The sequence below is a fragment of the Tistlia sp. genome (assembly GCF_040905785.1).
Classification (GTDB): Bacteria; Pseudomonadota; Alphaproteobacteria; order Kiloniellales; family DSM-21159; genus Tistlia.
Genome location: NZ_JBBDQW010000075.1, coordinates 18,044 through 38,505 on the forward strand (window position 1 = coordinate 18,044; position 20,462 = coordinate 38,505).

Annotated in this window: 17 protein-coding genes; 11 read left to right on the forward strand and 6 right to left on the reverse strand. The window is 72.1% G+C overall.

Annotation, left to right across the window (positions count from 1 at the left end):
- Positions 1–27: 27 nt before the first annotated feature.
- Positions 28–2,742: an ATP-binding cassette domain-containing protein gene (locus WD341_RS17560; protein WP_368426785.1), complete on the reverse strand. Its 2,715-nt coding sequence runs from the start codon at positions 2,740–2,742 to the stop codon at positions 28–30.
- Positions 2,743–2,913: 171 nt separating this feature from the next.
- Here WD341_RS17560 and WD341_RS17565 point away from each other — a divergent pair, with 171 nt between their 5' ends.
- From WD341_RS17565 to WD341_RS17605, 9 genes are all read left to right on the forward strand, one after another.
- The gene (locus WD341_RS17565; protein WP_368426786.1) at positions 2,914–4,131 is read left to right on the forward strand and encodes a glycosyltransferase family protein; all 1,218 of its coding nucleotides are present in this window, start codon (positions 2,914–2,916) and stop codon (positions 4,129–4,131) included.
- Positions 4,132–4,195: 64 nt separating this feature from the next.
- Complete coding sequence (locus WD341_RS17570; protein WP_368426787.1) at positions 4,196–5,443, forward strand: glycosyltransferase; 1,248 nt, start codon at positions 4,196–4,198, stop codon at positions 5,441–5,443.
- Positions 5,440–6,579 (forward strand): glycosyltransferase family 4 protein, encoded by a 1,140-nt coding sequence (locus WD341_RS17575; protein WP_368426788.1) that lies wholly within the window; start codon positions 5,440–5,442, stop codon positions 6,577–6,579. The genes WD341_RS17570 and WD341_RS17575 overlap by 4 nt, the downstream gene beginning before the upstream one ends.
- A complete protein-coding gene (locus WD341_RS17580) occupies positions 6,576–7,772 on the forward strand; it encodes a glycosyltransferase family protein (RefSeq protein WP_368426789.1) in 1,197 nt (398 codons plus the stop codon). The genes WD341_RS17575 and WD341_RS17580 overlap by 4 nt, the downstream gene beginning before the upstream one ends.
- Entirely contained in the window at positions 7,769–8,320 is a 552-nt protein-coding gene (locus tag WD341_RS17585) for a PH domain-containing protein (protein ID WP_368426790.1), read from the forward strand. The genes WD341_RS17580 and WD341_RS17585 overlap by 4 nt, the downstream gene beginning before the upstream one ends.
- 14 nt (positions 8,321–8,334) lie before the next feature.
- Positions 8,335–10,239, forward strand: a complete 1,905-nt coding sequence (locus tag WD341_RS17590) for a dipeptide ABC transporter ATP-binding protein (RefSeq protein WP_368426791.1) — start codon at positions 8,335–8,337, stop codon at positions 10,237–10,239.
- Positions 10,239–11,237: an ABC transporter permease gene (locus WD341_RS17595; RefSeq protein WP_368426792.1), complete on the forward strand. Its 999-nt coding sequence runs from the start codon at positions 10,239–10,241 to the stop codon at positions 11,235–11,237. Before WD341_RS17590 ends, WD341_RS17595 begins: the two co-directional genes overlap by 1 nt.
- A complete protein-coding gene (locus WD341_RS17600) occupies positions 11,234–12,436 on the forward strand; it encodes an ABC transporter permease (RefSeq protein ID WP_368426793.1) in 1,203 nt (400 codons plus the stop codon). Before WD341_RS17595 ends, WD341_RS17600 begins: the two co-directional genes overlap by 4 nt.
- Positions 12,437–12,478: 42 nt before the next feature.
- Positions 12,479–12,946, forward strand: a complete 468-nt coding sequence (locus WD341_RS17605; RefSeq protein WP_368426794.1) for a tellurite resistance TerB family protein — start codon at positions 12,479–12,481, stop codon at positions 12,944–12,946.
- Between the two features lie 27 nt (positions 12,947–12,973).
- On the opposite strand, the gene WD341_RS17610 is transcribed toward WD341_RS17605, so the two are convergent.
- The 5 genes from WD341_RS17610 to WD341_RS17630 all read right to left on the reverse strand — a co-directional run bounded on the left by WD341_RS17610 (position 12,974) and on the right by WD341_RS17630 (position 17,962).
- A complete protein-coding gene (locus tag WD341_RS17610) occupies positions 12,974–14,350 on the reverse strand; it encodes an adenylate/guanylate cyclase domain-containing protein (RefSeq protein WP_368426795.1) in 1,377 nt (458 codons plus the stop codon).
- A 153-nt stretch (positions 14,351–14,503) separates the two neighbouring features.
- Complete coding sequence (locus WD341_RS17615) at positions 14,504–15,364, reverse strand: class I SAM-dependent methyltransferase (protein WP_368426796.1); 861 nt, start codon at positions 15,362–15,364, stop codon at positions 14,504–14,506.
- A gap of 40 nt (positions 15,365–15,404) precedes the next feature.
- Positions 15,405–16,244: an MBL fold metallo-hydrolase gene (locus tag WD341_RS17620; protein ID WP_368426797.1), complete on the reverse strand. Its 840-nt coding sequence runs from the start codon at positions 16,242–16,244 to the stop codon at positions 15,405–15,407.
- Between the two features lie 91 nt (positions 16,245–16,335).
- Positions 16,336–17,031: a response regulator transcription factor gene (locus WD341_RS17625; RefSeq protein WP_368426798.1), complete on the reverse strand. Its 696-nt coding sequence runs from the start codon at positions 17,029–17,031 to the stop codon at positions 16,336–16,338.
- A gap of 46 nt (positions 17,032–17,077) precedes the next feature.
- Positions 17,078–17,962 carry an alpha/beta hydrolase gene (locus WD341_RS17630; RefSeq protein ID WP_368426799.1) on the reverse strand — a complete coding sequence of 295 codons (885 nt, stop codon included), beginning with the start codon at positions 17,960–17,962 and terminating at the stop codon, positions 17,078–17,080.
- Positions 17,963–18,202: 240 nt separating this feature from the next.
- Here WD341_RS17630 and ribA point away from each other — a divergent pair, with 240 nt between their 5' ends.
- Together ribA and WD341_RS17640 are read left to right on the forward strand one after the other, a co-directional pair.
- On the forward strand, positions 18,203–19,216 hold the full coding sequence (gene ribA, locus WD341_RS17635) for a GTP cyclohydrolase II (protein WP_368426800.1): 1,014 nt from the start codon (positions 18,203–18,205) through the stop codon (positions 19,214–19,216).
- 110 nt (positions 19,217–19,326) lie between these two features.
- Positions 19,327–20,436: a hypothetical protein gene (locus tag WD341_RS17640; protein ID WP_368426801.1), complete on the forward strand. Its 1,110-nt coding sequence runs from the start codon at positions 19,327–19,329 to the stop codon at positions 20,434–20,436.
- Positions 20,437–20,462 lie beyond the last annotated feature (26 nt).

The window sequence follows — 20,462 nt, forward strand, 5'->3', positions numbered from 1 at the left end:
GCCCCCACCGGGGCAGCGGAGCCCTGGTCAATCGGCTGCGAGCAACGTCTGCAGCTCCTCGCACCGCTCCTTCAGCTCCTCGAACGTACCCTGGTCGATCAGGCGGCCGTGGCGCATCACCAGCACCAGGTCGAAGCGCTCGGCGAGCGACGCGCGTTCCAGAGACCAGACCAGGCCACGCCCCTCGCGGGCGCGCAGGACGCTCTCGACGAGCCGCGCGCGCGTGGCGCCGTCCATGACCGCGGAGGCCTGGTTGATGACCAGCAGGTCCGGGCGCTTCAGCAGGGCGCGCGCCAGCGCCGTCTTCTGGCGCTGGGTCGCCGACAGCCGCTTGCCGCCGACGCCGACGTGGAAGTCCAGCCCGACCGCACAGACCGCCGGCCGCAAACCCAGGGAATCCAGCGTCTCTCGGACCGCGGCGCCGACCGCCTCCTCGGCGCCCGCCTGGCCGTAGACCAGGCGCCCGAACAGCACGTTGTCCAGGATCGAGGCGGCGGCGTTGTAGGTCGCGGCGTCGTAGAACTCGACCGCCTCCGGGTCGCGCGCACGGACCGCCTCGGCGATCAGCCGGCGCGCCTCGACGACGCGGGCGGCGAAGCTGTCGTCGACCAGGCCCAGGCGGTGCCGCGCCTCGATGTAGCGGAACGGCAGCGCCTCGAGACGGCGCCGCTCCTCGCCGGCGAGCTGCTCGACGCCACGCTGTTCCGCTCGCGTAACGAGCTGGCGGAACTCCGGCAGGTCGTCCGCGTCGATGAAGGAGAACTGCTCGAAGAAGGGATGGCCCGGCGGCAGGTCGGCGAAGATCTCGACCATCGTCTGAGCGATCGCCAGGCCCTTCTCCGCGAGCAGCCCCTGCAGGTCGGCGCGCTTCAGGGCCTCGCCGACCAGGGGGTTGTCGACCAGGGCCTCGGCCGCGAAATCGGCGCGCTTGGGCGTGCCGAACAGCAGGTTCTCCGCCAGCGAGGCGTTGGCGTTGTAGGTCTCGGCGTCGAAGCGCACGACCAGGTCGGCGCGGTCCTGCTCGGCGAGGTGCCCGGCCAGGGCGTCGCGCGCTTCGAGCAGGCGCTGCGCGACATCCGGCATGGCCGCGGGGTCGATCGAGCCGTTGAGGCCGAAGCGGTAGACGTCTTCCGCCAGGTCGACCGTCTCCAGGACCTCCAGGATGCGCTCCAGCAGCTCCTCGGGGCCGCTGCAGCCGGCCGCCTCGTAGTCGGTCCAGTCGGCCTCCAGGTGGAAGGCCGAGTTGCCGGCGCGCCGGTTCTCGGCGAGCTGCGCCTTCCAGCGCTCGAGCGCCTTGCCGCTGCTGTCGGACTCGCGCAGCGGCCGGTGCCGGAGCCCGTAGAGCAGATTGTCGCGCAGGCTGTTGGCGAACAGGTAGGCGGCCGGGTCGACGTAGCCGATGCGCCGGCCGAGCAGGGCCTCGGGCAGCTCCTGGACGTCGCGCCCGCCGATCCGCAGCTTGCCGCCGCTCGGCGGGAACAGGCCGGCGAGCAGCAGCGCCAGGTCGTCCTTGCCGCTGGTGGCGTCGCCGACGACGGCGACGCGGCGGTCAAGCGGCAGCTCCACCGAGACGTTGTCGACGTGGCGGGCGTTGTTGTCGTCGACAAGGCTCAGGCTGGCGGCGGTCAGGGCGCCGGTCAGCGGCAGGACCTCGACTTCCGAGTCCTGCTTGGCGGGCTCCAGGATGTCGGTCGGCTGGAACTGCTCGATCACCTGGTCGTACTTGATCTGGACGTCGTTGCGCTGCTGCTCCCAGTTTATCAGGTCGCGGATCGGCCCGGGCAGGTCCTTGTAGGCCGCGATCACCGCGACCAGGGCACCGATGTCGAGCTGCCCACGGATCGCGAGCAGGCCGCCGCCCGCGTAGAAGATGAAGGGCGTCAGCTGGCTGAGAAAGTTGTTCAGGAATTTGACGAAGAACTTGCGCTGGTAGATCTCGAACCGGATGTGGAAGATCTGGCCGAGGCGGCTGGTCAGCTCGGCGCGCTCCCAGTTGGAGCCGTCGTTGGAGTGGATCTCGACCGCCCCGTCCATGACCTCCCCGACCCGGCCGGCGAGCTGCCGCGCGGTCAGCTGGCGCTGCTTGCCGAGGCGCAGTATCGGAATCCGCAGGCGCGGGATCAGGATCGCCTGGAACAGCACGATGCCGCCGGCGACCAGCCCCAGCCAGAGCGACTGCGACATGATGAAGACCATGGCGGTGATCGCCTGGCCGCCGAGGAAGGCAGGCGTGACGAAGGCGTCGCCGATGAAGCCGCCGAGCGGCTCCACCTCGTCCTTGATCATGGTCGCGACCTCGGGGCCCTTCATGCGTCGGAGCTGGCCGAGGCGGAATCGTAGCAGGCGGTCGGCCAGCTCGAAGCGCAGGCGCCGCAACATGCGCTCGCCGAGCCGGCCCTTGGAGGTGTTGATGATGAACTTGAAGCCGCCGTTGACGCAGACCAGGCCCAGGAAGATGAAGGACAGGGTCATCAGCGTCTCGACCTGGTCGAGCGGAACGCCTTCGAACAGCAAGACCGGTTCGCCGAACAGCCGGTCGCCGAGCGGCAGGTGGACCCTGCCGAACACCTGGGTGTCGGAGGGGCTCTCGAAGCCGTTGCCCTGGATGCCCTGGTTGACGATCTGCTTGGGCAGGTTCAGCGAGGCGAAGTAGAAGGGCAGCGAGATCAGAACGAGCAGCAGGATCGCCAGCTGGTCGCGCCTGCTGTGCCGCCAGATGTACTTGAAAAGGTTCGGCTCCATCGCCCCCTGCGAAACCCCTGGCCGAGGATCGGCCGGGCCCACCGGCCGGCCGGCGCGGAGCTTAGCCTGCCCGGCGCGCGCCGCCAACTCGCGCTTTGGCCGTGCCCGGCCCTGTGGCATAGTCGCCCCGCGGAAGACGCTGCCGCGGGGCCCGGGGGGGAAATCCGAACCATGACCGACGGACGCGACGGCGCGCGCATCCTCGTCTACAGCCACGACTCCTTCGGCCTGGGCCACCTGCGGCGCTGCCGCGAGATCGCCCATGCCCTGGTCGAGGCGGAGCGCGACCTCTCGGTGCTGATCCTTTCGGGCTCGCCGATCATCGGCAGTTTCGATTTCCAGAACCGCGTCGACTTCGTGCGCATCCCGGGCGTCATCAAGCTGCGCGACGGCGACTACGTCTCGCTCAAGCTGCCGCTCGACATCGAGCAGACCCTGGCGCTGCGCGCCTCGATCATCAAGCACACGGCCGAGATCTTCGATCCCGACCTGCTGCTGGTCGACAAGGAGCCGCTCGGCCTGCGCGGCGAGGTCGAGCCGACCCTCGAGCTGATGCGCGAGCGGGGCGTGCCCTGCGTGCTCGGCCTGCGCGACGTCATGGACGACCCCGAGCTCCTGGCCACCGAGTGGGCGCGCAAGAACGCCCTGCCGGCGCTCGACGCCTACTACGACGACCTCTGGGTCTACGGCCTGCCGCAGATCTGCGACCCGCTGGAAGGGCTGCCCGTGCCGGCCGGCGTGCGCAAGCGCGTCAGCTACACCGGCTACCTGCGCCGGGCGATCTCGGAGAACGCCCCCGAGGTGCCGCTCGAGAAGATCGAGGAGCCCTACGTCCTGGTGACGGTCGGCGGCGGCGGCGACGGCGAGCAGATCGTCGACTGGGTGCTGCGCGCCTACGAGCGCGATCCCGGCATTCCGCATCCCGCGCTGATCGTGCTCGGTCCCTTCATGGGCTCGGAGCTCCAGCACGACTTCCAGCGCCGGGTGAACCGCCTCGAGCGGGTCGAGGCGCTGACCTTTTCGGCGCACCTCGAGAGCCTGATGGAGCGCGCCGTCGGGGTCGTCGCGATGGGCGGCTACAACACCTTCTGCGAGGTGCTTTCCTTCGACAAGCGGGCGATCATCGTGCCGCGCCAGGAACCGCGCCGAGAGCAGCTGATCCGCGCCTCGCGGGCCCAGGAGCTCGGCCTGGTGCGCATGCTCGCCGACGACGGCCGGCGCGACGCCCAGACCATGGCGACCGCGCTGCGCAACCTGGTCCAGCAGCCGCGGCCTTCCGAGCGGGTCGTGCCCGGCCTGCTCGACGGCCGCGAGTCGGTGGTGCGCCTGACCCGCCACCGCCTCGCGCTGGGACGCAACAAGGCGCCCGTGGCCGCGCGGATGCGCTGAACGCCAGGCCCGTTCGGGCTTGGCGCTTGACGGACGCACCCCGGCCCCGCACACCAACCCCGCCATGCCGCGTCTCGCGATCCTGCTCAAGGGCTATCCCCGCCTGTCGGAAACCTTCATCGCCCAGGAGATCCTGGCGCTGCAGCGCGCCGGCATCGAGCTGGAGATCGTCTCGCTGCGCCGGCCCACCGACCCGGCGGTCCACCCGGTGCATCGGGAGATCGCCGCACCGCTGCGATACCTGCCGGAGTACCTGCACGAGGCGCCCCGGCGCGTGCTGCGCGGCTGGTGGCGCGCGCGCCGCCTGCCCGGCTACCGCGGCGCCCTCGCCCGCTTCCTGCGCGACCTGAGGCGCGAGCCGACGCGCAACCGCCTGCGCCGCTTCGGGCAGGCCTGCGTCGCCGCCGCCGAGCTGCCCGCCGAGACGGAGCGGCTCCACGTCCACTTCCTGCACACGCCGGGCTCGGTCGCCCGCTACGCCGCAGCGATGCGCGGCCTGCCCTGGTCGGCCTCCGCCCACGCCCGCGACATCTGGACGACGCCGGACTGGGAGAAGCGCGAAAAGCTGGCCGACCTCGACTGGCTGGTCACCTGCACCGCCGTCGGCCACGACCATCTCGCGGCGCTCGCCGATCGGCCGGATAAGGTGGTCCTGCTCTACCACGGCCTCGATCTCGCGCGCTTCCCACCGCCTCCGGGCACCCGCCCGGCGCGCGACGGCAGCGATCCCGGCGACCCGGTCCGCCTGCTCTCGGTCGGGCGCGCGGTCGAGAAGAAGGGCTACGACGACCTGCTGGAGGCGCTGGCGCGGCTGCCGCAGGGGCTGTCCTGGCGCCTGACCCACATCGGCGGCGGCGCCCTGGCCGGACGACTCAGGCGGCAGGCCGAAGCCCTCGGACTCTCGGCGCGCATCGAGTGGCTCGGCCCCTGCGCCCAGGAGCAGGTGATCGCCGCCTACCGCGCCGCCGACCTCTTCGTCCTGGCCTCGCGCGAGGCCGGCGACGGCGACCGCGACGGCCTGCCCAACGTGCTGATGGAGGCGCAGAGCCAGGCGCTGGCCTGCCTGGCGACCCGCTTCTCGGCCATCCCCGAGCTGATCCTCGAAGGCCGGACCGGCGTGCTCGTGCCGCCGGGCGATCCCGCCGCCCTGGCCGCGGCGCTGGCCGGCCTCATCGCCGCGCCAGCCGAGCGCGAGCGGCTCGGTTGCGCCGGCGCCGAGCGGGTGTGCCGCGACTTCGACTTCCAGGCGAACGTCGCGCGGCTGGTCGAGCGGCTGGCGCCGGGCGCGCTGCCGGCGCGGGGCGCGCCGTGACGGGCGAACGCGGTGCGCGGCCGCCGGCCCGCCGACCCCTGCGCGTCGCCTTCTACGCCCCGCTCAAGCCGCCCGACGACCCCGTGCCTTCCGGCGACCGTACGATGGCGCGCCGCCTGGTCCAGGCCCTCGAGCTGGCCGGCCACGAGGTCGCCCTGGCCTGCCGCCTGCGCAGCCGCGACGCGCAGGGCGACCCGGCCCGCCAGGCACGGCTCGCCCTGCTCGGGGACCGGCTCGCCGCCCGCTATGCCGCCGGCGCCGGCGCGCGCTTCCGGCCGGACCTCTGGTTCACCTACCACCTCTACTACAAGGCGCCGGACTGGGTCGGGCCAGCGGCGAGCCGGCGGCTCGGGATTCCCTACCTGGTCGCCGAGGCCTCGGTCGCTCCGAAGCGCGCCGATGGGCCCTGGGCGCCCGGCTACCGGGCGACGCTGGAGGCGCTGGCCGCGGCCGCCGCGGTGATCCCGCTCAACCCGGCCAACGTCGCCTGCCTGCCCGAGCGCGCCAAGCTGCGCGACCTGCCGCCCTTCCTCGAGGCCGCGCCCCTTCGCGAGGCCGCGCCCGCCCGGACGCGCTGGCCTGCGCTCGATCCCCGGGGTCCGTGGCTGCTGGCGGTCGGCATGATGCGGCCGGGCGCCAAGCTCGCCTCCTACCGCCTGCTCGTTGCGGCACTGGAACGGCTTCGCGACCGCGACTGGCGGCTGCTGGTCGTCGGCGACGGCCCGGCGCGCGCCGAGGTCGCGGCGCTGCTGGCGCCGCTGGGCGAACGCTGCCACCTCGCCGGCCGGCTCGAGGGCCCGGCCCTGGCCGCCGCCTACGCCAGCGCCGACCTGCTCGCCTGGCCGGCGATCGACGAGGCCTACGGCATGGCCCTGCTCGAGGCCCAGGCCGCCGGCCTGCCGGTCGTGGCCGGCCACGGCATCGGGGTATCGGCCGTGGTCGCCGACGGCGAGACCGGCCTGCTCGCCGACCGCGACGACCCCGTTGTCTTCGCGGCGGAGCTGGCCCGGCTGCTCGACGACGAGACCCTGCGCCGCCGCCTCGGCGCCGCGGCGCGGCGGCGCGTCGCCGAGCGCCACGACCTGCCGGCGGCCAGCCGCCGGCTCGATGCCATCCTGCGGGAGCTGGTGCCGTGAAGGCCGCGCCGGACGGGCTGCTGATCTGGGTCACCCACCTCTACGGCATCGGCCACCTGCGCCGCGCGGCGGCGATCGCCCGGGCCTGCCGCGCCGAGGGGCTGGCGGTGACTTTGGTCTCCGGCGGCCGGCCGGTGCCGAGCCTGGCGCCGGCACTGGCGCGCGCCGGCGTGGCGCTGGTCCAGCTGCCGTCCCTGCACAGCCCGGACGCGAGCTTCGCCCGGCTGGGCGCCGCCGCCGGGGCGGCGGCCGGGCCCGACCTGCTGGCCGCCCGCCGCGAGCAGCTGCTCGCGGCCTTCGAGACGGCTCGCCCCGCGGTCGTCATGACCGAGATGTACCCCTTCGGCCGGCGGTCGCTGCGCGCCGAGGTCGAGGCGCTGGTCGCGGCCGTCCAGGCGGCGCAGCCGCGGCCGCGGCTGCTCGCCTCGGTGCGCGACCTGCTGGTCGCCAAGCCGGTCGAGAAGCTGCGCTGGATGGTCGAGGCGGCCGCACCCTACGACGCCCTCCTGGTCCACGGCGACCCGGCGGTCCTGCGCTTCGAGGAGAGCTTCGCCCTGGCCGGCGAGCTCGGCGACCGGCTGCGCTACACCGGCTACGTCGCGACCCGCGCCGAGGCGACCGAGGCCGCCGGTGCCGAGGCCGGGCGCGACGAGGTCCTGGTCTCCGCCGGCGGCGGCGCCTTCGGCCTGGCGCTGCTCGAGACGGCGCTGGCCGCACGGCCGCTCTGCCCGAACCTCGGCACCCTGCCCTGGCGGCTGCTGCTCGGCCCGAACCTGCCGGAGGAGGGTCGTCGGCGGCTGCTCGCCGCGAGCGACGAGGGCGTCCTCGTCGAGCCCGCCCGGTCGGACTTCCCGGCCCTGCTCGGCCGTTGCCGACTGGCGATCGGCCAGGCCGGGGTCAACACCCTGCTGGAAGGGCTGGCCGCCGGCGCCCGCCTGCTCGCCGTGCCCTATGCTGAGGCCGGCGAGACCGAGCAGGGGGAACGTGCCCGGCGCTTCGCCGAGCGCGGTTGGCTGAGCCTGCTTGACGAGGCCGCCCTGTCGCCCCAGAACCTAGCCGAGGCCGCCGAGGCCGCCGCGTTGCAACCGCGGCCGACGCCCTCGATAAATATCGAGGGGGCCCGCCACTCGGCCGAGATCGTCGCGGCCATGGCTGCTATAGTGCGCCGCGCTGCCGACCGGGAGGGGGAATGAGCGACGCGGTGACGGCCTACTACCGCTATCCGCCGAACCGGCTGGTCGGGGACTACCTGCGTGCCGTCATTGGAGTCGCCTTCGGCCTCGCGGTGCTCCTCGCCGCCGAACGGGTCAACTGGCTGATGGGGCTGATCTTCGGCGGTCTGGCCCTGGCTTTCGGGCTGTTCGCCCTGCGCACGCTACGCCAGCACCTGACCGAGGTCGCGGTCAACGACGAGGGCATCTTCACCCGCACCGCCAACGCGACGCGCGCGCTGCCCTGGGCCGAGCTGAAGGGCCTGCGGCTGCGCTACTTCGGCACGCACCGGCAGCGCAAGGGGCGCGGCGGCGGCTTCCTGGAACTGACGCTCTACGGTCCCGCACGGAAGATGAAGATCGAGTCCTCCATCGCCGGCTTCCGGGACATCGCCTGGTGGTCCTGCCGGGCGGCACGGCGCAACGGCCTGACGCTCGACCCGGCGACCGCGGGCAACTTCCTGGCGATCGGCATCGACACCGACAGCGAGACGCCGCGGCCGACGGCCGAGCCGGACTTCGGGCGCTGACGGGGGGCGCGCCGGTGCAGGATCTGCTCAGGGTCGAGGACCTGAAGGTCGGCTTCCGCCTGCCGGAAGGCCAGCTGGAAGCGGTGCGCGGCGTCTCCTTCCGGGTCCGGCCGGGCTCGACCGTCGCCCTGGTCGGCGAATCCGGCTCGGGCAAGTCGGTGGTCAGCCAGGCGATCCTCGGGATCCTGCCAAAGAGCGCCCGGGTCACGGGCGGTCGTATCCTCTTCGCCGACCCGCAGAACCAGGGAGCGGTCGTCGACATCGCCGCGCTGGACCGGGATTCGCGGGCCATGCGCGACCTGCGCGGCGGTCGCCTGTCGATCGTCTTCCAGGAGCCGATGACCTCGCTGTCGCCGGTGCACACCATCGGCAACCAGGTCGGCGAGGCGCTGGAGCTGCACCGCTCGCTGCGCGGCCGGGAGGCCGACGAACTGGTCGAGGAGATGCTCGGGCTGGTCGGTTTCCCCGAGCCGAAGCGCGCCCTCAGGACCTATCCCTTCGAGCTGTCCGGCGGCCTGCGCCAGCGCGCGGTCATCGCCATGGCGCTGGTCTGCCGGCCGGCCCTGCTGATCGCCGACGAGCCGACGACCGCCCTGGACGTCACGATCCAGGCCCAGATCCTGAAGCTGCTGAAGGACCTGCAGGCTGAGCTCGGCATGGCGATCCTGCTCATCACCCACGATCTCGGCGTGGTCGCCAACATGGCCGAGGAGGTCGTGGTCATGTACCGCGGCCAGGTCATGGAGCGCGGCACGGTCGAGGATATCTTCCGCGACCCGCGCCACCCCTATCTGAAGGCCCTGCTGCACGCCGTGCCGCGCTTCGACATGAAGCCCGGCGAGCGCCTGGAGCCGCTGCGCGAGATCGAGACCGACTCCGACAGCGAGCTGCTGCGCCACTGGCAGGCCCAGGACGCCGGCGCCCCGAGCGACGCGCCGCTGCTCGAGGTCGAGGGCCTGCGCAAGGAGTTCGCGATCCGCAAGTCCGGCTGGACCTCGCCGCGCCGCGCCGAGACGGTGCTGGCCGTCGACGGCGTCAGCTTCACGATCCAGCGTGGCGAGTGCCTGGGACTGGTCGGGGAATCCGGCTGCGGCAAGACCACCGTCTCGAAGATGATCATGCGGGCGCTGACCCCCGATTCCGGCAGCATCACCTTCCACGACGGCAGCGGGGAGGTCGACGTCCTGGCGCTGGAGGGTTCCGAGCTGACCGCCCTGCGCCGGCGCATGCAGTTCGTCTTCCAGGATCCCTTCGGCTCGCTCAACCCGCGCATGACGGTGTTCGAGATCATCAGCGAGCCACTGGTCATCCACGGCATCGGCGACGACGCCAGCCGCGCCGAGCTGGTCAAGGAGCTGATGCGCCTGGTCGGTCTCGACGTGCGCCATCTCAAGCGCTACCCGCACTCCTTCTCGGGCGGCCAGCGCCAGCGCATCGGCATCGCCCGGGCGCTCGCGCTGCGCCCGGAGCTGCTGATCTGCGACGAGCCGGTGTCCGCGCTCGACGTCTCGATCCAGGCGCAGATCCTCAACCTGCTCAAGGACCTGCGCGCCGAGCTCGGCCTGACCTACCTGTTCATCAGCCACAACCTGGCCGTCGTCGACTACATCGCCGACCGGATCGCCGTCATGTGCCGCGGGCGGCTGGTCGAGCTGGCGCCCAAGCAGATGCTGTTCAACGACCCGATCCACCCCTACACCCAGGCGCTGCTCGCCGCGGTGCCGGAGCCGAGCCTGTCCAAGCCGCTCGACCTGAGCGCGCTGATGGAGGGCCGCGCCTCCGACCCGGAGGCCTGGCCCGCGCCCTTCACCACCGACGGCCGCACCCACCCGCGGCTGATCGACATCGGCGAGGGCCATTTCGTGCGCTACGACCCCGACCTCGGCGCCGTCGACCGGCAGAACAGGCGGGCGGTCTGATGCTGGCCTACACGCTGCGCCGCCTGCTGATCATGATCCCGACGCTGCTGGTGATCTCCTTCATCATCTTCGTGATCATCCAGCTGCCGCCGGGCGACTACCTGGAGACATACATCGCCGAGCTCCAGGCCCAGGGCGAGGCGGTCGACCCTGCCAAGATCGCCTTCCTGCGCGCGCAGTACGGCCTCGACCGGCCGTTCCTGGAGCAGTACGCGGTCTGGGTCCTGGGCCTGCTGCAGGGCGACCTCGGCTATTCCTTCGAGTACCGCCTGCCGGTGTCGGATGTGGTCGGCGACCGGCTGCTGCTGACCGTGGTGGTCGCCACCGCCTCGATCGTCTTCACCTACGTCGTGGCCTTTCCGATCGGCGTCTACACGGCGGTCAAGCAGTACTCCTTCGGCGACTACACCCTCTCCTTCATCGGCCTGCTCGGCCTGGCGACGCCGAACTTCCTGCTCGCGCTGATCCTGCTCCATCTCGCCTACGAGTGGTTCGGCACCTCGATCGGCGGCCTGATGGACCCCGAGTACGTCAACCAGTCCTGGTCCTGGGCCAAGGCCGGCTCGGTGCTGGCGCACCTCTGGGTCCCGGTGCTGGTGATCGGCACCGCCGGCACCGCGGCCATGATCCGCCGGCTGCGCGCCAATCTGCTCGACGAGCTGGAGAAACAGTATGTCGTGACGGCGCGGGCCAAGGGCGTGCCGCCGCTCAAGCTGCTGTTCAAGTATCCGCTGCGCCTGGCGATCAACCCCTTCATCGCCGACATCGGCAACCTGCTGCCCCAGGTCATTTCCGGCGCGGCGGTGATCTCGGTCGTGCTCGACCTGAACACGACCGGGCAAATGCTGGTCACGGCGCTGCAGAGCCAGGACATGTACCTGGCCGGCTCCTTCCTGATGTTCCAGTCGATGCTGGTCGTGATCGGGGTGTACGTCTCCGATATCGCGCTGGCCGCGCTCGACCCGCGGATCCGCCTGACCGGGGGAGCGACCAAGTGAGCGACACGACGCGCGGACCGGAACGGACGCCCGACGGAGGGCCGGCGGAAGACCGGCTCGAGCACTGGGTCGACGAGACACCCTTCGACCCGCACGAAACGACGGCCATGTCGCCGGAGCAGGAGCGCTACTACCTGGCCGGCCAGTGGACGATCATGTGGTGGAAGTTCCGGCGCCACAGGCTGGCTTTGATCTCCCTCGCCGTGCTGGTCTTCTTCTACAGCTTCGTGCTCTTCGCCGAGATCCAGGCGCCCTACGAGCTGCACAGCCGGCATACCGACTTCATCTACGCTCCGCCCCAGGCGCTGCACCTGTTCCACGAGGGCGAGTTCATCGGGCCCTTCGTCTACGGCTTCGACCAGACGCTCGACATGGACACGCTACGCCGCGTGTACGTCTCGAATCCCGACAAGGTGCAGCCGCTGCGGTACTTCTGCTCCGGCGACGAGTACCGCTTCTGGGGTCTCTTCGAGGCGGACTTCCACCTCGTCTGCCCGGCCGTGGGCGGCGAGTTCTTCCCGCTCGGCACCGATCGCCTGGGCCGCGACGTGCTGAGCCGGATCATCTACGGCGCGCGCATCTCGCTCACCATCGGCCTCATCGGCATCACCCTGTCCTTCGTGCTCGGGATCGTCATCGGCGGCCTCGCCGGCTACTACGGCGGCTGGGTCGACAATGTCGTGCAGCGGACCATCGAGATCATCCGCTCCTTCCCCGAGATCCCGCTGTTCATGACGCTCTCGGCGATCCTGCCGGTGACCTGGTCGCCGATCGGCGTGTTCTTCGGCCTGACCCTGATCCTGGCCTTCCTGGAGTGGCCGGGGCTGGCGCGGGCCGTGCGCTCCAAGCTTTTCTCGCTGCGCGAGGAGGACTTCACCACCGCCGCCCAGCTGATGGGCGCCCGGCCGGTGCGCATCATCGGCCGACACCTGCTGCCGAGCTTCACCAGCCACCTGATCGCCTCGGCGACCCTGTCGATCCCGACCATCATCCTGGCCGAGACCGCGCTGTCCTTCCTGGGTCTCGGCCTACGCCCGCCGGTAACCTCCTGGGGCGTGCTGCTGACCGAGGCGCAATCGAGCTCGGTGATCAACGTCTACCCCTGGCTGCTGCTGCCGGGCGTGCCGGTCGTGCTGGTCGTCCTCGCCTTCAATTTCCTCGGCGACGGCTTGCGCGACGCCGCCGATCCCTACAAATAGGGCCGGCGCTGCCGCACCCCTCTCGCAGGAACCTCGACCGCGATGCAACCCGGCCTCCTGGCCAAGCTCGAAACCGAGCTGCGCCGCTTCCGCGACAAGGAGTTCCTGAGGGCGACCATGGCCGCCTGCCTGCTGATCGCCGAGGCCGACGGCGAGGTCGACGCGCTGGAGCAGGCGACGGTCCGCGAGGCCTTCGATCGCCTGCCGATCCTGCGTGAGCTGGACAGCGCCAAGGCGCTGCTGCTGTTCGAGCAGTACCGCACGCTGCTGGCCGATCCGCTGGAGGCACTGCGGGCGCGCCGCGTGCTCTACCGCAAGGTCGAGCGCTTCCAGGGCCGCTACAAGCACAGCCGGACGCTGCTGCGGGCCGCCTACCTCGTGCTGGGCGCCGACGGCGTCGACCACCCGGCCGAGATCCGCGAGTTCAAGCGCCTCTGCGGCCTGCTCGGCCTCGACCCCGGGCTGGTCCTCGGCGAGGAGCAGGAGCGCAACGGCGGCAACGGCCGCTGAGCGGCTTGCCGGTCTGCCGCGCCCTTTTCAGACGAGCCGCACGAGGTCGAGCGGCAGGCCGACCCCGGCGAGTGCCTCGCCGGGCAGCGATTGGTGGGCGGGCCGCCGCTCGAAGCCCTGGCGGCAGGCGAGCGCGTAGGCCGCGGCGGTCGCCAGCGCCAGGCTGCCGGCCTGCTTGTTGTGCTTCTCCAGCTTGGCCGAGAGATTGACGGCCTCGCCGATTACGGTGATCTCCAGGCGCTTGGCAGTGCCGACCGCGCCGAACAGCACCGGCCCGGTCGCCACCGCGCCGTTGACCGCCGGCGCCGGTCGTCCGGCGGCGCTGCGCTCCTCGCGCCAGCGCGAGCCCTCCGCGACCACCGCCTCGAGCGCGCGGAGGGCGTCGGCGGCATAGGTCTCACTCTGCTGGGTCGCGCCGAAGGAGGCCATGATGCCGTCGCCCAGGAACTTGTCGATCGAGCCGCCGTGGGCCTGGACGATCGGCACGACCCGCGCCTGGTACTCGCCGAGGATCGCGAGCACCGCCTGCGGCGGCTCGGTCTCGGCGAGCGGGGTGAAGCCGCGCAGGTCGAGGTTGAGGATCGCGGCCTCGCAGATCTCGGCGCTGCCCGCCTGGACGACCTGCTCGGAGCCGGTGATGCGCCGGGCGATCTGCGGCGCGAAGAAGCGCGACAGCTCCTGCGCGGCCATGCCTTCGCTGACCGAGCGGACCAGGAGGTTGCGCCCGCGGGCCAGAGCGACGCCGAGCACGATGGCGACGACCAGGATCGAGATGACCTTGTCGAACTCGGCGCCGAGCAGGATCGCGTTCGAGGTCAGGTAGTCGACGTAGTTGCGCGTGATCATCGAGTCCTGCGGGTTCGAATAGATCACGTAGGCGACCATCATCAGCCAGCCGGCCGCGGCCACCACGCCCGACCAGACGACGAAGCGGGCGTCGAAGCGCAGGGCGCGCAGGGCGATGAAGATGAAGACGTAGAGCAGGGTCGGCGCCTTCAGGTAGAAGGAGGGCGGCTGGCCGTACTGTAGGTGGAACGACCAGATCAGCGCCATCAGCAGCGCCATGTCGACGACCGAGGACAGCGCGACCGCCCAGTCCGGCAGCCGCCCGGCATAGGCCCAGGCGATGCGCACCAGGGTCAGCGCCAGGTACACGCCGAGCGCGATCGGCACCGGCTGGACCTCCAGTCCTTCGGGCGCTGTCTTCGGCGAGATCAGGTAGAGCGTGCCGAACAGCAGGACGATGGCGAGCTGCAGCCAGCCGATCAGCCGCTCGGTCCGGTCCTCCTGGCCCTGGATCGCCTCCCGGACCCGGCGCGGCAGCTGCAGGCGATCGACGTCGCGGCCGAACAGCCGCGCCGCGAGCGAAGGGCGGGCCTCGGCTGCCGGAGCCGGCGAAGTCACGGCAACCTGCGGGGAGGCCGGATCTCCTGCGCTCGGCCCGGGCGTCAGCTCCTTGGAAACCACCGCCGCCTCCCTCGCTTGCTGGGGCCGAGACTGAGCCTTAGCGGTTTTCGCGCTCAAGCGGCGATCAGAAGCGCGTGATGGCGCGCGGCGTCAGCGCACCCGCTCGAGCCAGAGGCTGGTCTCGAGGGCGCCCGGCATCAGCGGCAGGCTGCCCGCGACACCCTTCGCAACCCGCTCGGAGAGGCGCGTCGCCGCCCAGCGGCTCGACCAGAGGATCCTCCAGCCGCCGCCCTGGAGCAAGGGCGGCAGCACCTGCTGCTCGTTGTAGCCCCGCCAGTCCCAGGCCGGCGGGTAGTCGTCCGGCAGGAAGATGTCGTGGATCTGCAGCAGGCAGCCGAGCGGCAGGCGCGGCAGGACCCGGCCGAAGAAGAGGTCGACGTCGCTGCCGGGCACCAGCAGGTGGCTGGAGTCGAGCGACACGACATCGCCGGCGCCGAGTCCGTCGAAGGGCCCCGGCCCCGGTGCCAGCACCAGCTCCTGCAGCAGCCGGCGGTGCAGGGTGATCGGCAGGGCGGCGATGTCCGCGCGCGGCGCCGGGTCGATCGCGGTGATCGCCAGGGCGAAGTCGCCGTCCTGGGCGGCCCGGCGGAAGAAGCGGGTCGAGTGGCCGGAGCCGACCTCCACGAGACGGCGCGGCCGCCGCTCGCGCAGCAGCACGTAGGCGGCGGCGGCGTCGAGGCGCGGAAACCAGCTCTGCCGCCAGCGCGGCGCCGACGGCGGCGCGTCGCCGATCGCGCGCAGCGCCGGGGCGTGGCGCTCCATGGTTTCAAGCAGAGCCAGCAGGGCCGGCTCGGCGGCCCGGAAGCTCTCCGCCAGCTCCGGATAGGCATTGTCGCGGACCCGCCGCGGCCAGCTGCCGGCGTAGCGATGGGGCAGGAAGAACCCGCGCTCCGCCAGCCCGAGCAGCGTCGGCAGGCCGAGGGCGAGGCGCCGGCGCAGGCCCCTGCTCATCGCGCCCCGCCCATCGCAGCCTCGCTCCTCGCTGGGGCCGTCACGGCGAGAGGGTCATGCCCTCGCGGGCGACGACCGTGCCCGGGCGGGCGGCCTCGGCCTCCTCGGCGACCCGGTCCATGAAGGCATCGTCGTGGGACGGGTCGTGGTGGAAGATCGCGAGCCGCGTGCCGGCGGCCTCGGCGAGGCGCACGCCCTGCTGCCAGGTCGAGTGGCCCCAGCCGCGATAGCGCGGATACTCGCTCTCGGTATAGCTCGAGTCGTAGATCATCAGGTCGGCGCCCTCGATCAGCCCCAGGATCGTCGAGTCGAGCTCGCCTTCGACATGCTCGGTGTCGGTGACGTAGCAAATCGCCCGGCCATCGAACTCGATCCGGTAGCCGCAGGCGCCGTTCGGATGGTTGAGCGCCGCCGTCCTGAGCGTCACGCCGGGCCGCGGCCGCAGGGTCGTGCCGCAGGTGAAGTCGAGGAAGCTGCAGTCCGCGGCGAAGATCGCGGGCGGCACCGGGAAGAGCGGCGCCGACATGAACTTGCAGAGCACGTTGTGCAGCTCGAGGCCGGCCTCCAGGTGGCCGGCGTGCAGGCGGATCCGGTTGCGGCTGTCGAACAGCGGCGCGAAGAAGGGCACGCCGGCGATGTGGTCGATGTGCGTGTGGGTCAGGAAGATGTCGAAGTCGAGGCCTTCGGGGCCGCACTGCCTGATCAGGCGCTGGCCGAGCGGACGCAGTCCGGTGCCCGCATCGAAGATCAGCAGCTGGTCGCCGCAGCGGACCTCGAGGCAGGAGGTGTTGCCGCCGTAGCGGTTGTACTCGGGGCCGGGACAGGCGATCGATCCGCGAACCCCCCAGAAAGTCACGGAGAAGTCGGTGCCTTGCGTCAACGGCCGGACTCGGTCAGTGCCATAGCGCCCTCTATGTAAGGCGTCGCGGTCGGCCGACCAAGTAGCGCGCCTGCTGCGGTCGGAAGGGCGCTCAAGGGATCAGGCGGTATCCGCCCGGCTCGGTCACCAGGATCGCAGCGTTCGAGGGGTCGGTCTCGATCTTCTGGCGCAGCCGGTAGACGTGGGTCTCCAGCGTGTGGGTCGTGACCCCCGCGTTGTAGCCCCAAACCTCGCCGAGCAGCGTGTCGCGGCCGATCGCCCGGTCGCCGGCCCGATAGAGGTACTTGAGGATCGCCGTCTCCTTCTCGGTCAGGTGCACCTTGCGGCTGGTCTCGCCGTGCTGCAGCAGCTTGGCGGCGGGACGGAAGGTGTAGGGGCCGATCGAGAAGACCGCATCCTCGCTCTGCTCGTGCTGGCGCAGCTGCGCGCGCAGCCGTGCCAGCAGCACGCCGAGCTTGAAGGGCTTGGTGACGTAGTCGTTGGCGCCCGCGTCGAGGCCGAGGATCTGGTCGGCGTCGCTCTCCATGGCGGTCAGCATGATGACCGGCGACTTGACGCCGTTGCGGCGCAGCAGCCGGCAGACCTCGCGGCCGTCGAGGTCGGGCAGGCCGACGTCGAGCAGGATCGCGTCGAAGTGGTCGGCCTTGGCGAGCTCGAGGGCGCGGCAGCCGGATTCCGCCTGCACCGTCGAGAACTCCTCGTGCAGCTGCAGCTGCTCGGCCAGGGAGCCGCGCAGGCTCTCGTCGTCGTCGACGATCAGAATCTTCTTCGAAGCCGGCGCCCGCATGGTCAGCTCGGCACTCCCGCGTTCGTGGTCTCCGAACCGGGCGGACTCAGGAAATCGCCCCGTTTTGCGCTAGATAGCATAGCGCTTCATGCAGCGCATGACCCTTTTCGCCGAGCGCATCGATCGCGCTGAAGTGGTGCCGGCCGGGCAGCGTCAGCTCGGCGCCGGCCAGCCCCTGGCCGCGCCAGGCCGCCAGGAACTCGCCCTGCTGCTCGATGAACTCCTCCGGCTCCTCCTCGCCGACCGCCAGCAGGATCGCCGGCGCCAGCTCCGGCGACAGGGCGGCGAGGCGCTGCTGTGGGCTGCAGGCCCCCACCGCGGCCGCGTCGAGCTTCAGGGTCTCCTGCTGGTAGGACAGGCGGATCGGCTCGAGCTGGTAGATACCCGAGACGGCACAGACCCCGCGCAGCAGGTCGTGCGGCAGGTCGCGCCGGGACCAGTCGCAGACGGCCGCCATGGCCGCCAGGTGGCCACCCGCCGAGTGCCCCGCGACGACGATGCCCTCGCGGTCGAAGCCGAGATCCTCGGCGTTCTCGTAGAGCCAGGCGATGGCCTGCTCGATTTCGTCGACCATCTGGGGAATGGTCGCCCCCGGGGCGAGGCTGTAGTTGATCGAGGCGTAGGCGACGCCCGCCTCGATGAAGGGCGGCGCCAGATAGGAGAAGTCGCCCTTGTCGAGCGACTGCCAGTAGCCGCCGTGGACGAAGGCGATCAGGGGCGCGTCGGGCTTGCCGGCCGGAAAGAAGTCGAGGGTCTGCATTGGCTGGTCGCCGTAGGGCAGGTCGAGCCGGCCGTCGGCCGCGGCGCGCACCCGGCGGCTGTCTTCGGCCCAGCGCGCGAAGAACTCGACATGTTCGGGCGTCCGGGCCCGCAGGTTGATCTGCCGATCGAGCGCCGCCTTGTCGTAGCCCCGCCATAGCGTCCCGCCCATGCGCTTCAAGCCTCCCCTGCGTTGCCGGCGCCGCCGGTTGCCCCATGTATAGGCAGCGTGGCCGGCCATGGAAAGCCGGCTGCCGCAGAGGATCGGCCACCGTCGGGTGGCGGCAGCGCCCCTGCCGTCGTCCCGTCGCCTCGCCGACCTTGCCCTTGTCGCTTCCTTCACGGAGTTCGACGCACCGCCATGGACCAGCGCTCGCCCCCACTCCCCTCCGGCCAGGAGGCGGCTCATCGCGTGCAGCAGGCCCTGGCGGCGCTGCGCCGCGGCGCCGCCGTGGTCCTCGAGGCGGCCGGCGGGCCGCTGCTCGCGGCGGCGCCGGAGTGCCTGGACGAGGCCGGCCTGCGCGCCTTCAGGTCGCAGGCCGGCCCTGGCGGCCTGTGGCTGGTCAGCGCCGCCTGGCACGACGACGCCGGCCACGCGGCCCTCGAGGTCTCCGGACTCGGCCTCGCCGAGCTGCTGCCGCTGATCGATCCGGGCCGGCCCCGGGCCGACCTGCCCGCCGAGGACCGCCTCGGGGCCGCGCCCAGCGGTACCGAAGCCGCGCTCGGCCTTTGCAAGCTGGCGCACCTGATGCCGATCGCCCTGCTCGCCCATAGCGCGCTCGACTGCCCCTGGCGGGTCTCGACGGGCGAAGTCGCGGCCTACGCTGGCTGGGTCGATACGACCCTGGTCCGGGTCGCCGAGGCACGGGTGCCGCTGGCGCTCGCCGGGGACGCGCGAATCGTCGCCTTCCGGCCGCGTGACGGCGGCCGCGAGCACCTGGCGGTGCTGGTCGGGCGCCCCGAGGAGGAGGCCACGCCGCTGGTGCGGGTCCATTCCGAGTGCTTCACCGGCGACCTGCTGGGCTCGCTGCGCTGCGACTGCGGCGAGCAGCTGCGCGGCGCCCTCGCCGCCATGAGCGCCGCGGGCGGCGGCATCCTGCTCTATCTCGCCCAGGAAGGCCGCGGCATCGGCCTGGTCAACAAACTGCGCGCCTATTCCCTGCAGGATCGCGGCGCCGACACCCTGGAGGCCAACGAGGCCCTCGGCTTCGCCGGCGACGAACGGACCTACCGGCCGGCGGCGGCGATGCTCGAGGCCCTCGGGGTCGCGCGCGTGCGCCTGCTGACCAACAATCCCGACAAGTTGGAGGCCCTCGCCGGGGCCGGCATCGAGATCGTCGAGCGGGTGCCGCACAGCTTCCCCTCCAACGGCCACAACGAAGGCTACCTGGCGACCAAGGCGGCACGCTTCGGCCACCTGTTCTGACCGGCAGCTTCTGCCGGGCAAGAGTGGCCGGTGCCGCCGGACCGCTTCGCTAAGTGCCTGACTCGGCTGGTGACGGCCTCTGGCATCGGTCTTGCGTGATGCAGGCCATAATGGACAGCTCCGAATTCGATCCCTTCATCCATCCGCCGCTCAAGGCCGAGCAGCGCGAGCGCCTGCGCGCCGCCGGCGAAATGGGCCCGGAAGACCGGGAGATGACCTTCGGGCAGTTCCTCGACGTCATCAACCCGCTGCAGCACATCCCCGTCGTCGGCCCGATCTACCGCGCGGTCACCGGCGACACCCTGGACAGCAGCGCCGCGGTCGTCGGCTCGTTGATCTACGGCGGCCCCGTCGGCCTCGTCGCCGGCCTGGTCGGCGCGGTGGTCCAGCAGGCCAGCGGCCGCGACATCGGGGGACTCGCCCTCGCCATGATCTCCGGCGGCGACGGGTCCGCGCCGATTGCCGCCGATACCGCGGCTCGGGGCTCCGCGGCAGGCGCCACGACCCCCGACCAGACGGCCGCTGCGACGACTCCGCCCACCGACGGCGGCCTGGCGCAGCGCGCGACGTCTGCCCCAGCACTGCCCGCAGGCACCGAGGCGCCAGCCGTCCAGGCGGCGGCGCGCCAGGCCGTGACCCAGCCGGGGCCGCCTGCCGAGGCCGGCCGGGGCGCGGTGCTGACGGGTGCCGACGCGCTGTCGGCCCTGGCCAACGACGTCCGCAGTGCCGTTTCGCAGTCGGGCGCGCAGGCCGGCGGGAGCCCGACGCCGGCGCAGGCCGAGGCCGACCAGGGGCTGCAGGAGGAGGACCGGGCCGCGCTGGCCGGCGTCCCGGCCGCCAGCGGCGGCCGTGTGCCGCCGCGCGAGAGCTTCATGCCCTTGAGCCCGCGCGACTTCTCCGGCCCCGCCATAGCCAGCCAGGTCAGCACGGAGCATGCCGCGGACACCAGCCCGCTGCCGCCGCGCCAGCCCGGGATCTACCCGGCCAGCCTCAGCCGGGCCGCCATACGCCGCGAGGCGGCGTCGCTCGAGCCGGGCGAAGCCGACGCGGCCGGTGCGAGCCTGGTCGAGACGAGCCAAGTCGCCCCCGGCCTGCGCGCCGATCCGCGCTTCGCCGGCGGCATTGCGCCCCAAGCCAACTTCACCGACCGCATGATGGAGGCCCTGGGCAAGTACCAGGCGCTGAGCGGCCAGGGCGGCGGCGGCACCGCGGCCAACTGAGGAGGCCGGCGGCTCGGCCCTGGCCC

Bases quoted from the DNA above. Each gene is read 5' to 3' on its own strand.
- WD341_RS17560 (WP_368426785.1), bottom strand. From the start codon at position 2,742: ATGGAGCCGAACCTTTTCAAGTACATCTGGCGGCACAGCAGGCGCGAC.
- WD341_RS17565 (WP_368426786.1), top strand. From the start codon at position 2,914: ATGACCGACGGACGCGACGGCGCGCGCATCCTCGTCTACAGCCACGAC.
- WD341_RS17570 (WP_368426787.1), top strand. From the start codon at position 4,196: ATGCCGCGTCTCGCGATCCTGCTCAAGGGCTATCCCCGCCTGTCGGAA.
- WD341_RS17585 (WP_368426790.1), top strand. From the start codon at position 7,769: ATGAGCGACGCGGTGACGGCCTACTACCGCTATCCGCCGAACCGGCTG.
- WD341_RS17595 (WP_368426792.1), top strand. From the start codon at position 10,239: ATGCTGGCCTACACGCTGCGCCGCCTGCTGATCATGATCCCGACGCTG.
- WD341_RS17605 (WP_368426794.1), top strand. From the start codon at position 12,479: ATGCAACCCGGCCTCCTGGCCAAGCTCGAAACCGAGCTGCGCCGCTTC.
- WD341_RS17615 (WP_368426796.1), bottom strand. From the start codon at position 15,364: ATGAGCAGGGGCCTGCGCCGGCGCCTCGCCCTCGGCCTGCCGACGCTG.
- WD341_RS17625 (WP_368426798.1), bottom strand. From the start codon at position 17,031: ATGCGGGCGCCGGCTTCGAAGAAGATTCTGATCGTCGACGACGACGAG.
- WD341_RS17630 (WP_368426799.1), bottom strand. From the start codon at position 17,962: ATGGGCGGGACGCTATGGCGGGGCTACGACAAGGCGGCGCTCGATCGG.
- WD341_RS17640 (WP_368426801.1), top strand. From the start codon at position 19,327: ATGGACAGCTCCGAATTCGATCCCTTCATCCATCCGCCGCTCAAGGCC.